The following is a 14,736-nucleotide window of genomic DNA, read 5'->3' as shown; positions in this document are numbered from 1 at the left end:
AGCTATCGTGATAATAAAATCGTTATACTCAATGCTAAAGAGGCAATAGTTAAAATGGTACCAACATCACCAATAAAACCAGCTGTTTTAACCTTTGGATTATTAGGATTAACTACAATGACATCATTTGGCTTTATAAAATAAAACTCTGTATTCATAAAGGCTGAAGTCGTTAAATCTATATGAGAAATTCTACGAACTCCATCCACTTCTCGAGTAATTAGGATATCATCTCGCTGTCCATTGATTGTTAAATCACCTGCATAACCAAACGCTTGCAAAATAGTAATACTATTCTCAGTAAAATTATAAGTTCCTGGTTCATTTACTTCACCAAGTATCGTCACTTTTGCGTTTAGTAAACGTACGTGAACAGAAGGGTTTGCAAGATGACCTTCGTTTATCAACCTGCTTTTTATTTCTTCTTCAAGTTGTGATGGCGTCTTATTGTCCGTTGAAATCTTTCCTAAAACTGGAAAACCGATGGTATTATTAATAGACACTAAATAACCATCTAACTGCATGAGTTCAATATTTTGAGGTTGCGTACTTTGCGCTGAGTTTTTATTGTAAGGAATCGCAGCTTCGGGCACAATACTTTCTACAACAATTTTCAAAATATCATTTGGTTGAATTGTTGCTGATTGATAATTCACTGAATCACTGCTATTAACATCAACGTCTTGTAAATAAAGGATCTCTTTTTTAGAAACACAAGATGCCAATATCACAAAACTTAATAAAGTTATTATTTTAAATTTCATTGAGTTATCATTTATATGTAACAAATATAACGGCATTTGTAGTATTCGCAAAAGCTTTGACTAATTAACTAAATTGAGTTAATCCTGTTTTGATTATGTATAAATTTCTTAATTCCAAATGGTAGTAAAAACAGTATCGACCCAATACATATTATACAAATAATTTGTGTATTTAGATTAAGGTGTAATAGATTGAAGGCAATGCAAACAATAATAAAATTGATTAAACAAATTAATAAGGTTGCCATTAAATGACTGTAACCGCTCTTTAAAAATCTGTGGTGTATATGATTTTTATCTGCTTTAAATGGGCTTGTTTTATGAATTACAATTCTTGTAAAAAAAACACGAAGTGTATCTATTAATGGATAAAACATTAAAGCAAAAGCCAGTGCTGGTGAAGATTTATAATAAACAGAAAACTCATTAATTTGAGTCATATTTATAAAACTAATAGTGAAAAACGCCAATAAATAGCCCACAACCATAGAGCCTGTATCTCCCATGAATATTTTACTTTTTTTAGAAAAATTAAGCCTTAAAAAAGCCAAAAGTGATCCACATAGAGCTACTGCTATAGTGGCCAAACTTAAATCACCTGCATTTACAAATAGATAAACGAATATACAACTAGCGCAAAAAGCAAAAGTACCAGCTAACCCATCGATACCATCGATTAAGTTATAAGCATTTATAATTAAAATATAAACAAAAAGAGTAAACCCTATTGACACCCAATATGGCAAAGTATTAACGTCTAAAATACTTGAAAAACCAATAATACGCGTATCTGTAAAAACAATTAGTAAACCAGCTGCTAAAAGTTGTCCTGCAATTTTTTTAGATGCAGATAATACAATTAAATCATCTTTAAGGCCAAGAAAAAATAGGATAGTGAGACCTCCCATAACTAATAATAGAATCTTAGTGTTTAAAAAAGCTCCTACTATCGTCATTACAACTATTAAGCTTAAAAATATACCAATCCCCCCAAGTGTTGGTGTTGTATTATTATGAAGACTACGTCCGTCTGGCTCATCCATTAAATGCTTTTCTTTAGCAACGAATAGAATAGCAGGAAAAGATTGATATGCAATGTAAAAGGCAAATATAAAAGCAACAGATAACCAAATAAATATATTATTTTCTGGCGAAAAGTCTTCAAATAAAATTTTAAACATATAAGAATTTTAGAAGGACTTAAGGGGTTCCGAAATATACAAATTATAAAATATATTCAACAAATTTAAGAATACCAATCCATTGTCTGTCGATATATACTTAAAAGATGAAGCTAATTATCACAACTATAAAAAACCTTTCTTAAAAATTTTAAAGTAAATAACCTCTAAAATAAATTTTGGTGTAGATATAAAATTACGCTTAGCTAGTCTTTTAGGTTCTTTTAGAAGTCTTGGTAACCATTCTAAACCAAGTTTAATCCAAAATTGACTTGGTCGTTTTACTGTACCTGCATAAAAGTCAAAAACAGCTCCAATTGAACAAATAATCTTAGCGTTTAAGTTATTATTATAATCATGCACCCATTTTTCTTGCTTTGGCGCTGTCATACCTACAAATAAAACATCTGGTTTTACAGTGTTTACCTTAGTAAACATTAGTTTACTATCTGTTTTACTAAATACTGATTTATACGGTGGTGAATAACTATATACTTTAACATTAGGGTAATCTTTAATGGCATTTTCTTTTATAAGCTTTAATGTAGCTTCAGAAGCACCAAGAAAAAAACAAGATCCATTAGATACGTTTAAATGATTCATTAAATACTTAAATAAATCAAAACCTGCTATTTTATGTATTCTACTACGATTTAGTAATTTTTCTGCCCATACTATTCCTACACCATCTGGCAACAAAATATCTGATGCTTTTAAGGCGTTTTCAAAATCTTTATCTTTTTTAGATATACAATAACTATGAGGGTTTAAAGTATTAATTACACGAACAGAATCTAAATCTATATCTTGTAACATCTTTGAGTAAACATTAAAACTTAATAACATCTTAATTTGAATTAATGGACTTTAAAATTGAACACATATTATTTTCAAATTTTGAAAATGTATATTCTTTTTCATACTTCTCAAAAGCAGCGTCTCCTAATGAAATTCTAAGATTCTTATTCTGAATTAATTTTTCTAATTTTTCAGCTAATGCGGAAGGATCATTCTTAGGTACTAAAAACCCATTAAATCCATCTTCAATAATTTCAGGAATTGCACCTTCAAATGTAGACACCATTGGCAGTTTAAATTGTGATGCTTCCAATAAAACTAATGGAAAACAATCATTGAGGCTAGGATGAACAAATACATCAGAAGTTCTAAATATAGCTTCTTTATCTTCATTAAACTTTTCCCCCAAATAATTAACATCAGAATCTAGATTCAATACTGATAGGTTTTTTCTAAAATCAAATTCACTAATGTCACCTGCACTACCAATAAAATTACAACTAAATTCTACACCTTTCTTTTTTAGAATAGATAACGCTTTTAATAAAACAAACACTCCTTTTGAGGTCATAAGATTAGATAAAAATAATAGTTTTAACTTTCCATAGTTATTATCAGATACAGCACTATCATTAGTTTTAATTCTCATAATACCATTAGGACAATAATATACATCGTCTTCATTTACATATTTCTTAATATCAGAAAATAGGTATTTAGATAACAAAATTATTTTAGCATTCTTAAAAACCCATTTGTACAAAAAATTACAGATAGTTTTATTTTGGTGATCGCTAACACCTTTATTATGAAAATGGATTATTAATTGTACCCTAAATAGTTTTATAAAAAAAATAGCTAATATATCTTTATAAAATCCAATTCCTTTTGCAGTCATCGCTATATAAACAGAATCAGGTTTAAAAATTAACATTTGCTTTACAATACGAGTTAATATCTTAAAATAGAGCAACCATTTTTTAATACCCTTCTTACCAATTTCGTTTATAGAACTAGAAGTACCAAGATTAATATATACTGTATTAAAAGCCTCATTTATTTTAGAGCTATTTTTTATATAGCTACCAATAATAGACGAACCATGCACAGGTGGTGGTAAATGAAGAATAAATAGTACCTTCGATTTCATATTTAAATGATTAAACCTCTATTGAGGTTTGCAATTTATGAGCCTTAAAAAAAATTAGACAATCGTTCTTTTTTAACTTTTTCTGAAAAAACAGATGTATACAATGCTCTCACTTTATCCCTCTCGCTTTGTAATACCGCATTATCGTTTAAAACACAAGATAATATTTTAATGATTTTTGCTTTATCTGCTTCGTAATTACTAGGTTTAAAACTATATCCTACTCCATTATTTAAGAATAACTTATGAGCGCCAGAATTGGTGACTAAATAAGGAATTCCATAACTTATAGCCTCTAACAAAGATGCAGCGCCAGAATCTCGCAAAGACATAGAAACAAATAAGGAACTTTTCTTTAAGGCATCTAACATATCATTTCTATCTTTAAACCTACTATAATGATTAATGTTTTTACTATCTATATAGGGTTTAATTTTACTAAAATATTTACCATCACCTATTATAATTAATTTATACTGGGTATCAGATATTTGTAAAAATGCATCAAAAGCATCTACAAATAAATGTGTCATTTTCCAATTAATAAGCCTATTAGCTATAATGATTGTTTGGTTACCAATGTCTACTAAATCATTTTTATCATTATCAATAACCATTAACTCTGTGACCACTTTTTTTCTATATAATTTGGGTATTAATTGTGTAGTTTCTTCTGTTGAACTTATTATTAGACTAGAGCGATAACAACCAAAATAAAACAACGGATTTATATAAATGGAATATTTTAAAATGGATCTAAAAATTTCATTTATAACATCTGCAAGCATCATAGATTTATAATATGCTAAAGGATAACTTTCACCACCACCAATTGGTCCCCAATTAAACTTAAATGGTAAACAAAAATAAATTGGAGGATAGTAAATAGGAGTAAATGTAATGTGATGAACTATACCTTGTTTGTACCTTGAAAAATTTTTTATTAAATGAATAAAAACAAGAAATTTCCAAATCAAATAATATAGTCTTATCCCTATTATCTTTTTAATAAAAATTAAATTACTTGGTAAATCAATTTCAATTTTATTAATGTTATAGTTTTCTATTAATAGGGATATATCATTGTTCTTCCTAGTAATAACAGTAATGTTATTTGCAGGTTTAAGTTGTGCTATATATTTAGACCAATGATATCCTACACTAGGCTCAGAACCAGCATCTTCGCAAGCATACGCAATAATGGTATGTATAGTTTTCATTTTTAATAGTCTATTTACAGTATACTTTTAAGAATAGTGTATTCTTTATTACTATTTTTGTTTTCTTTTATTTTTAAAGAAATTTCTTTAATTAAAAAAATGATGAAAAGCGTTTTAAAACGATGCGACAAATTTATTTTTTTTTCTAAATATGCAACTAATCTAGGCCCTTTATAACCAGCAAGCAAAGATGCTTTCTGAAAATAAAATTTAAATAAATCTAAGTATTCTAAACCGTCTTTTACAAAATATTCAAAATCAAATAATCGATAATCTTCACCAATCTTTATAATATTCCATTCTGCAAAATCACCATGTTCGTATACCAATCTATAATCGCTTTTGCAGTCATTTATGGTGTCATCTAGTATTTTAATAATCTCTGATTGTTTTTGTAACTCTAATTGTTTTCTAATATTCAAAACTCTTGGATGGAGAGCTAATGTGTATTGAGTTTTACGTTTAAATGATTTTAAAATATCTTGAATAATCACCTCCGAAATACTACTAATAGTACCTTCTAAATTTTTTAAGACACAGTAATTAGATCCTTTATATTCATTTGTAAGTATTAAATAATTAGAGTCTACTATACCAGCTTTTATTAAAATTTGAATTGCATTAACCTCATTTTTTATATGATCATTACCTAAATTATTTAATGAGAATTTTACATAGCCAATTACATAATTATCTCGATTTTGTAGTTGTAAAACAACCTTATCCTTAGCTGTAGCAATATATAAGGATGAGTTTATTTTCGTATCTAATAATTTCTGTAATTCAATTATAAACGCTGAAGATTGAAAATGTTTTTTACCTAACAAGAGCTTTATCGGTTTATTTAAAACAAAGGTTATTTGTCTAAAAACACTTTTAAAAATCTTTCCTTTTAAAGAAAAGGGATTGTATAATTTATAAGAATTATTGCTTAACCGCTGATTCGTTATATTTAAGACAACTTTACAATTGTTCTTTGATGGCAAAAACAAATAATCACCTTGCGAAAGAAAATCACTAAATTTAATCATTGGTAACGGTTTGACATTTTATTAATTATGTGCAACATCGTTAAGTTAATTGTAGTCTCAAGTGAGTTTTCACCTGTATCAACCCATACTGCATTTTCTTTTGTTTTACTAAATGTTTTAAGTTTATTTATTTGTTTTTTAATTTCATTCAATGGTAACTCTGGTTTTCTTGCATAAATTAAATTAGGTTCCGCTCCTAAACAAATTATTAAGTCTGGTGCAGGTATAAAAACTTCAATAAAATTAATAAGCCATTTTGGTAAATTTATACGTGCGCGTTTTTGATCAATTAAATAATCATAGTAATAACGGTCAAAAAACCATATGGTTGTTTTTTTTGCCAAAGTGATATTTACTTTTGTCCAATATCCAAAGATATAATCAAAGGTATAATACAATAATCTTAAAAAGGATCCAAGAAATCCAGAAGCACTTCCTTGATGTGGATTCTCATTAAGACCATCTACTTTAGGCTTGCCAAATAATTGAGCAATATTTGGTATTGTATTTGGACGCATATGACTGCAAACAATTTTATTATGTAATGGTTTTTCTAACAAAGGAATTAACTCATTAATAACTGTAGTTTTACCAGAGCCATCCGTACCCATAATTGCAACTGAAAAACCAGGAGTTTTTATTAACCTTTTTAATTTATAACCAAAGCTACCAATGGTATTAACTATGTGTTTTTTTGGGTTATTAATAAACGCTTTTTTTCTATAACCTTTATATAGTTTATGACATATATGCTTTGAGAAAACTGATTCGTCTTTTAAAAGCGGTATTAAACAATCTGTTACTAAAACCTTTGGCAGAGTTTCTCTAAAAGCTCTAGTATAATTTTCTTGTTCCGCATTGTAAGCCTTTAAAGCACCTTTAGAATAGCGATGACTATATTTTTTAGCTCCAATAATTTCTTTTACAAAACCAATTATTAATGCATCATTTCTGTTTACTACTTTAATTTTATTATGAAATTCTATTCTATCTATAATGTACTTGTTAGAGACTATTGCGCATTCATTTGTGCCGATATATGTAAATGTATCAAACCTAATTCCCCACCATTCATTATTATAAAATCCACAAATAGCGACATCTTTTACACTTGGTGTCGTTAATTTAGAAATTATTTTTCCTTCAAATTTGGTTGCGATTTGTATTAAAATTTCATGAAATTTTTCAAAATCTTCTTTACTAACAAATACATCGATATCACTACCATTGAGATGATAAGGAAGGGTATCAAAATTTCTTAATACGCAATAGGTTATTTCATTTTTATTTAATCCATCAAATAAAGCAACTAAAAAATCAGCTTCACTTGTTTTAATTGAATTTGAAATATTTTCCATTTACTAATTATACCTTCTTACTATTTTTTTTGTCCTTCTCATTTTCGATACTTAATACACTTTTAAATATCTCATTTAAGCCAATAGCCTTATTTTCTAATGTATACGTAGACATACAACTTAACGCATTTGTAGAAAGAACACTCAAGTTTTTAAACGCCAATCCTATTTTATCAGAATAAGATGCCTTCGGATTTATTATATATCCATTAAACCCATCCTTTATTAAACTAGAAGCACCTGCATATTTTGAGCAAAGAACAGGCAAACCACTTACCAAAGCTTCTGAAACTACAAATCCAAATGTATCACTCTTAGAGGGTAAAATAAAAATATCGGATATTTTATAATATTCAATGAGGTCGCTATTAGTCTTTCTATCGATAAAATTTATTTGATCTGTTAATTTCAATTTTAAAGTTAAGCGCTTTAATTCCTTTTTACCAGGTCCATCTCCAACAATAATCAATTTGTAACCAGAAAGTTTATGAAATTGTTTTATTAAAGAAGCAATATTTTTATTATCATCTAATTGCCCTACTGATAGCAAAATTTTATCATCACTATTATAATTTAATTTTGCTCTTAATTCATTTTTATTAGGCAGACTTTTATATATAGATTGCCACTCGATAACATCAATTGTTTGAAGTGATTCTTCAATTTTTGATGCTTTTTTAGTTAAAGTTCCTAAATATTGAGATGTAAGTTTTGAACCTGCTATTAATTTGTTAGTATTAAAAACTATTAATTTTCTTAGTAGTATTTTAAATTTCGAAATATTTGAATCCGTATTAATTGTAGCGTCAGTAATTATACAAAATTTAAATTTTATAAAATACTTTAAAATTGAACTCAATAAAGAAGGCACCCAAAAAGCTATACTAACCACTATCTCTGGTTTTTCTTTTATAATATATTTAATATACTTTGGAGATAATTGAAGTTTGTATGCGGCAGAATCCCCTTCTAAAATAATAAGTTTATACTTATTATCATCTTTTATAAATTTAGAAGATGGCCAATCTTTATGATACCTAGGATTACTGCCAAAGCATATAACATGTAAATCACAATATTTACCTAATTCATTAAACAACTTATTGTTGACAGGATATAATGGTGGATGCAGAATTACTACTTTCATTTAATTGAAATTAGTTTTTGATATAACTGCTTATAATTACTAGTGTACTCGTAAATCGAAAAGTCTAACCTTGCCTTTTTTTGAGCATTTAAAGCCAAATCATTTGCTTCTTTCTTGTTTTCTATTATCCTTATAATAGCACTAGACCATTCTTCTGCATTAAAAGCATCTACAAGTAGGCCCGTTTTATTATTTTCAATTAATTCTGGTAAAGCTCCGGCTTTAGAAGCTATTATTGGTTTTTGGGCTAGCATTGCCTCAGCTACTGCAATCCCAAAACCTTCCTTGTAACAAGGATGCACAAAAATATCACAAGAATTTAATAGTTTTCCTATATTCTGTTGATAACCTAAAAGTTCTACATAATCTATAAGATTATATTTTTTAATTAGTGATAATAACTCATTTTTTTGAGGGCCATCACCAGCGACATAAAGGTTAATATTGTCAATTCCTTTTATGTTAACCAAAATATTTAAAGCTTCAATTAAGACTTTAATGTTTTTTATTTCAGTTAAACCAGCTATATCTAATAATGAAATACGTTTTAAAGAAATTACATCGTCACCTATATCTTCTCTAACTTCCGTACCGTTATATATCACCTCACTTGGCTTATTTAACAGAAAATGAAATTGTCTTTCTTTTTCTTTTTTAACGTATTTAGAAATATAAATAAAGAAATCAGCCTTTTTATAAACTCTGGCTAAAAATAAGGACTTAATTAAAGAGGGTTTTTGAGAACCTACAAAAGCAACTGCAAGCTTAATATTTTTATCAAATTTTTTAATTAAAAAACCTAATGTTTCTCCAAAACTAAATTGAGTTTGAACAATATCGATATTATTTTTTCGTATTATTTTTAGAAGCATGGTAGTATGCTTAAAGTAATTTTTTCCAAAAAACCCTTCGTACACTTTTCCACCTGTGCTCTCAAACATATGCTTAAATTCAGGATAAGAATTATCATAAACATACAATACAGCATCTCCTTTAAAGAACTTCATTAAATCTAACGTTTTTTTAGGAGTTCCTCCATAGATATTATATGAAGACATTATGTAAAGTACTTTCATTAATTCACACCTTTTAGTTTTTGGATAAATCGCCTTACCCATTTTATTCTCCTTAATGGTTCTGTAATAATGATATAAATATCATTTCTATTACCTGGACTAAGAAAACCACCTTTATACTTTCGCCTTATCTTTATCATGTCTTTTGCAAAATAATAACTTCCTAAAGCTGTTTTTGCATCAGCCTGTATACGAAACTCACCTAGTGTTTTCGATAGATAAGGTATTCTCTTTATCTTTGCTATTCTAATAAATAAATCTCTATCCATAGCGAAATGAATTCCTTCATCTAAATAACCTGTAGTATCAAAAACATTTCGCTTAAAGAACATTGAATTTTGAGTAATACCTCTAGCATGATTTAGTAAAAAATCATAAGTATATTCTCTAGATTTATTAATTTTTATTTCTACGCCATTTGTATCAATTAACTTTTGATCACCTACTACTGCGATTTCTTCTGGATTATTTTTAAAAAATTCTGAAACATATTTTAGAGCATTAGGCGGCAATCTATCATCTGAATTAAACCAACCAATAATATCTCCTGTTGCTTTTTTAAAACCTTTATTTAACCCATCGCTTTGTCCTCTATCTGCCTCTGAAACCCAATTTAGATGTTTATCGTATTTGTGTAAAACATCTAATGTACCATCAGTGGATACTGCGTCAATTATTATATGCTCTAAATTAGGGTAGTTCTGACTAATAACTGATTTAATATTATCTTCTATAAACTGACCTTGGTTATATGATACTGTAATTATTGATATTTTAGGATAGACCACTACTATTGGGTTTAGGGTTATTGTAATTATAGTCTATTATCGCTAATAGAAAAAATATAAATAAGGTCTCGTTGTAGTGCACAAAAATACGTGTTTGGACTATGTTTAATAATTCTGCCAAAATAAGGCTTACAATAACAATGGAAGTAAAGGCAGTAAAAACATACTTGCTTCTTATTCTTCTAAGACCCCAACTTAAAAACAGTATTACAGGAGCCAATCTTAGCACTAATCCTAAATAACCTTCTGTATAAATTACTGGTGCAATTAAAGTATCACCTCCCACAACATAACTATAACGACCTTTCTTAACTTCTCTGTGATAACCATTACCTAGTAATATATCCTCAGATATTTGCTTGTTTGCTTCTTCAATTAAATTTAATCTAACTCTAAAAGTCCCTTTTTCAGTATATGTTTCGGCACTTAACTCAGAGCTTTTATCTAATCCAAATTTATTTATTACTCTGCCAATGTGTGACGAAAACAATAAAAAAGCAGCTAAACTTGTGATTACGCCAATCAACAAAAATTTCAACAACTTTCTACTTTTAATTTTAAACCTTGAAAAATTCAATAGAAAAAACACCAACAAAACAATAGAAATATATACTATTAAATCTGACCTAACAATACTTAAAAGTGTAACTAAAATTGGAATAAAAATAAAATAATACTTCCTGAATTTAGTCATAACAACCGCAGCTATAATTCCAAAAACAAATAGAAATTTACTATAAAGAGGAAGTGATGCCATATTTTGCATAAGGACAGTATCATTAAAGGAATAGTACTCTTTACTAACATTCGCATAAAAATTCACACCAATTAAGTTAGATAATATATATATAAAACCAGTAATTAAGGTTACAAAAAAGAGCCAAAAGAAGAACCTAAATATGCGATTATTATCCATTTTTACAGCATATAACAAAAATCCGAATGTTATTATGGGATAGCTAAAATTAGTTCTGAAGATTGTTAGAACCTCTATTAATGGAATATCCTGAAAAGTTATGGAGTAAAAAAACCGGAAAAACAGAAAAGCTATTAGTAGAAGTAACCACCTAGCACCTACAATCTTTAATAGTTTTTTTGTGTTTTGAATATTCAATATTATATAAACAAGACCAACTAATAAATATAATAGGCGTAAGTCGATAAAAATAGTTTTTGGAATGAAATTAAAAAAGCTTGACGGCAAAGCAACAACAACTATAAAAAACACAATATCTACCTTTAGCTTTCTTTTAAAGAATATATTTTGAAAACCAGGTATTTTAAGTATTGTATTCACTATTTTGAAATCAAATTTTCTTAATTAACCTAGCTGGGTTTCCTGCCCACATCTCATTTGCCGGTATATCTTTAGTAACTAAACTACCTGCACCTACAATAGATTTCTCGCCTATAGTTACACCTTTAAGAATTGTACTATTTGCACCGATAAAAACATCGTTACCAATACTAATGGGACTTGATTTCACACCATCAAAACCCTCTCTTCTTAACTCATAATCTATTGGATGAAAGTCTGTATCCCAAATAAAAACATTACCGCCAAAGTTGACATAATCACCTATTTTTATTTGCATAGAACAAAACAAAGATACCCCTGAAAATCCTGAAAAATCACCTATTTTTAAATTCCCATTCTCCGAAACACAAATTGTGCATGGCTTTTGTAAACCCACATAATTAGATGTTAATGAGCTGTTGAATTTTACACCCTTTCCAATATTAATAGTTCCCTTATTTTTAACAAATAGCCTTCCGTTTATTATTGGCATGCTAGTGTATTTAGCCTTCGCTCTTTTTAAGCTATATATATTATATATCTTATCAATTTGCTTTAAGCCATAATTAAATATTCGAATGATCATATTTTATTAAATAAAATGAATCTATTATTACTTATTTATTCCAAATGCCCTTGGCTTTATTATTCATGATTTTATAATATTGAATTGGGCTAAATATTAAGTAAAGTGAAATACATAAAATTGAAGATGAAATAACACCTATAACCCCAAGTCCTAAAATTTTAGCCAAAAAAATCGAAAGCGGAATATTAATAATTAAAATAACAATTGCTATTATCGACTGTAATTTCATTTTCCCTATACCGTTTAAAAAAATATTATAAGGTGCAAAAAGTACTGTAACTATAAAATAAAAGGCCATACTTAATGTAAGCTCAAATGGTACTATAAGCAAATGACCAATCCAAATTTCATAAACATATTTTGAAACTGCAAGCATAAAAAGTATAATAAAAATAAAGGCTATTGATAACTTAGACAAGTTCTTCATAGATTTTTTAACCCAGTCGAAATCTTTTTTTGTGTAGGCATCAGTAACACTAGACCAATATGGTGTTAAGATAATAGAAAATACCATTTGTGAAATACTCATATATTTAAACGCAATATTGTATGGTACAACTTCTTCGGGATTATAGAGTTTTGTTATAATAAAATTATCAGTTGAAAATAAAACGATACCAGAAATCTGGATAATAAAAAAGGATAGGCCTAATCCAAAAATATCTTTAAAATAGATTTTTTTAAAGTTACTCCATAATGGTATATATTGTTTATAAGTGTTTGAAAATGAAGTTAAATTCAACACTATTAAAATTAATACAGGTAAGGCAGAAAATATGGTTCCGTATACTAATAATGAACTATGTGTCATTTGGGTTAAAACCCACACAATGACTAATGAACTAAAAGATGAAATAAAACCAATTTTACCTTGGATAGAATGTTTCTGATCTGCTAAATAAATTGATGTTATCAATTTAACAATTAGCTGTAAACAAAAGAAACCAAAGACTATTGGCATTAATAATCTAAGATCCTTATATAAAATCTTATTAGTGTTAAAGAATAAAGTCCAGTCAACAAAATAGTTAACAATTAAAAACACTACAAATGATAAAACAGAAATAATACTAATTGTAAAATAAGCTGTACTAACATAACCTTTAGCCAAAAGGCCATTATTACTAGCCTTAGCTTCCGAAAATTTATTTCTTAAACCATGTCCTAGTCCTATATCAAAAAAAGAAAACCATGCAATAAATGAACTTAGTGTTAACCAGATACCATAATTCTCAGTATCCAAAAAATTTATTGTTAATGGCACTAAAAGAAAGGAAGACAAGATACTTCCACCTTTATAAAAAAAAGACAATAACACATGCCTACTAATATTTATCGTGCGAGAATCGTCTACACCAATAAAATTAAATAATCTTTTTAATTTAGATTTAAGTTTATTAATCAAAATTGGTCCTCTTTATATAACGGATAATTATTCTATTAGTGTTCAATTTTCTTTGCTATAATAGTTACGTGATCGTTTGTAAGTACATTTACTCTAGGCTCAGAACTAAAAAGTTTTAAAAAACATTTTACAATATTTTTAAAAAAACTACTGTAATTATGAAAACCTATTTTATAAGGCCTTTTTACAATTTTTACTAATTTCATATCATTACTACTTAGCAAAAATTTTATACTTTTTTTTGTAAAAAAAGAAATATGCTCCCAAGATCCAAAATAGGCCCAATGCTTTTGTGCAATTTTAGCATTTAAACTTTCAATATTACCCGTACCAATATAAACATAACCGTCAGGCTTTAATATCTCTTTTATTCTATTAAAAAAAAACTGAGGGTTTTGTATGTGTTCAATCACATCAAAAAGCACAATAACATCAAAATAATTATCTTTGAAGATAGCATTTTCAAAGGTTGTATTCTGAATATTTACTTTAGAGTTTTCTCTTAAATATCTTGATGCATGCGGAGAAGGTTCTACTGCATATTTATTCCATTTTTTAGTATCAAAACCATTAACTAAGAATCCATATCCAGACCCTACTTCTAGAATATTACCATTTGTAGTATTTTGTTCGACAAGATTTCGAACTTTTGCGTGTTCTTTAAACAACACATCTGTTTTTGGTAACTTATCTAAATCAAAAAATTCAGAATTTAAAACCTCATAATATTTTGCTAATAAAGAGTGATGCAATTGCGGATATGCATAATTATGTCCACAATCAATACAAATCATTATATAAGTATTAGGACTTTCTTCTATATCTAGTTTTTCTAATACATAATTGCTTGTATAACTAAACTCAAATTTCTTTTTATAATTACTCGACCCACAAACGTTACAATTGTTACGACAAAATGTTTCCATTAAATA

At 27.7% G+C, this 14,736-nt stretch carries 14 protein-coding genes; all 14 read right to left on the bottom strand.

All coding sequences use genetic code 11. The annotated features are described in order from the left end of the window. Positions 1 to 2: 2 nt before the first annotated feature. The gene (locus ACFWU4_RS05360; RefSeq protein ID WP_411125614.1) at positions 3 to 764 is read right to left on the bottom strand and encodes a polysaccharide biosynthesis/export family protein; all 762 of its coding nucleotides are present in this window, start codon (positions 762 to 764) and stop codon (positions 3 to 5) included. Positions 765 to 832: 68 nt separating this feature from the next. Further along, positions 833 to 1,945 (bottom strand): MraY family glycosyltransferase, encoded by a 1,113-nt coding sequence (locus ACFWU4_RS05355; RefSeq protein WP_411125612.1) that lies wholly within the window; start codon positions 1,943 to 1,945, stop codon positions 833 to 835. Between the two features lie 126 nt (positions 1,946 to 2,071). After that, positions 2,072 to 2,761: a WecB/TagA/CpsF family glycosyltransferase gene (locus ACFWU4_RS05350; protein ID WP_411125610.1), complete on the bottom strand. Its 690-nt coding sequence runs from the start codon at positions 2,759 to 2,761 to the stop codon at positions 2,072 to 2,074. A gap of 31 nt (positions 2,762 to 2,792) precedes the next feature. Next, positions 2,793 to 3,893, bottom strand: a complete 1,101-nt coding sequence (locus ACFWU4_RS05345) for a glycosyltransferase (RefSeq protein WP_411125608.1) — start codon at positions 3,891 to 3,893, stop codon at positions 2,793 to 2,795. Between the two features lie 44 nt (positions 3,894 to 3,937). Beyond that, on the bottom strand, positions 3,938 to 5,113 hold the full coding sequence (locus ACFWU4_RS05340) for a glycosyltransferase (RefSeq protein ID WP_411125606.1): 1,176 nt from the start codon (positions 5,111 to 5,113) through the stop codon (positions 3,938 to 3,940). A gap of 14 nt (positions 5,114 to 5,127) precedes the next feature. Then, a complete protein-coding gene (locus tag ACFWU4_RS05335; protein WP_411125605.1) occupies positions 5,128 to 6,144 on the bottom strand; it encodes a hypothetical protein in 1,017 nt (338 codons plus the stop codon). Next, positions 6,141 to 7,502, bottom strand: coding sequence for a hypothetical protein (locus ACFWU4_RS05330; protein ID WP_411125603.1), 1,362 nt, complete (start codon positions 7,500 to 7,502; stop codon positions 6,141 to 6,143). Before ACFWU4_RS05330 ends, ACFWU4_RS05335 begins: the two co-directional genes overlap by 4 nt. Positions 7,503 to 7,509: 7 nt before the next feature. Next, positions 7,510 to 8,649 (bottom strand): glycosyltransferase, encoded by a 1,140-nt coding sequence (locus ACFWU4_RS05325; protein ID WP_411125601.1) that lies wholly within the window; start codon positions 8,647 to 8,649, stop codon positions 7,510 to 7,512. Continuing rightward, positions 8,646 to 9,725: a glycosyltransferase family 4 protein gene (locus ACFWU4_RS05320; protein ID WP_411125599.1), complete on the bottom strand. Its 1,080-nt coding sequence runs from the start codon at positions 9,723 to 9,725 to the stop codon at positions 8,646 to 8,648. The genes ACFWU4_RS05325 and ACFWU4_RS05320 overlap by 4 nt, the downstream gene beginning before the upstream one ends. Beyond that, positions 9,725 to 10,513 carry a glycosyltransferase family 2 protein gene (locus ACFWU4_RS05315; protein ID WP_411125597.1) on the bottom strand — a complete coding sequence of 263 codons (789 nt, stop codon included), beginning with the start codon at positions 10,511 to 10,513 and terminating at the stop codon, positions 9,725 to 9,727. Before ACFWU4_RS05315 ends, ACFWU4_RS05320 begins: the two co-directional genes overlap by 1 nt. Then, positions 10,500 to 11,810 carry a hypothetical protein gene (locus tag ACFWU4_RS05310; protein WP_411125595.1) on the bottom strand — a complete coding sequence of 437 codons (1,311 nt, stop codon included), beginning with the start codon at positions 11,808 to 11,810 and terminating at the stop codon, positions 10,500 to 10,502. The genes ACFWU4_RS05315 and ACFWU4_RS05310 overlap by 14 nt, the downstream gene beginning before the upstream one ends. A gap of 10 nt (positions 11,811 to 11,820) precedes the next feature. Beyond that, a complete protein-coding gene (locus ACFWU4_RS05305) occupies positions 11,821 to 12,303 on the bottom strand; it encodes an acyltransferase (RefSeq protein WP_411125593.1) in 483 nt (160 codons plus the stop codon). Between the two features lie 124 nt (positions 12,304 to 12,427). Further along, a complete protein-coding gene (locus tag ACFWU4_RS05300) occupies positions 12,428 to 13,804 on the bottom strand; it encodes a lipopolysaccharide biosynthesis protein (RefSeq protein WP_411125591.1) in 1,377 nt (458 codons plus the stop codon). Positions 13,805 to 13,839: 35 nt separating this feature from the next. Further along, positions 13,840 to 14,730 carry a class I SAM-dependent methyltransferase gene (locus ACFWU4_RS05295; RefSeq protein ID WP_411125589.1) on the bottom strand — a complete coding sequence of 297 codons (891 nt, stop codon included), beginning with the start codon at positions 14,728 to 14,730 and terminating at the stop codon, positions 13,840 to 13,842. Positions 14,731 to 14,736 lie beyond the last annotated feature (6 nt).

Origin of the sequence: Winogradskyella sp. PE311 (assembly GCF_046545555.1) — a bacterium.
Taxonomy (GTDB): Bacteria; Bacteroidota; Bacteroidia; order Flavobacteriales; family Flavobacteriaceae; genus Winogradskyella.
Note: the sequence above shows the minus strand (reverse complement) of the source record. Positions and strands in the feature narration are given on the sequence as shown.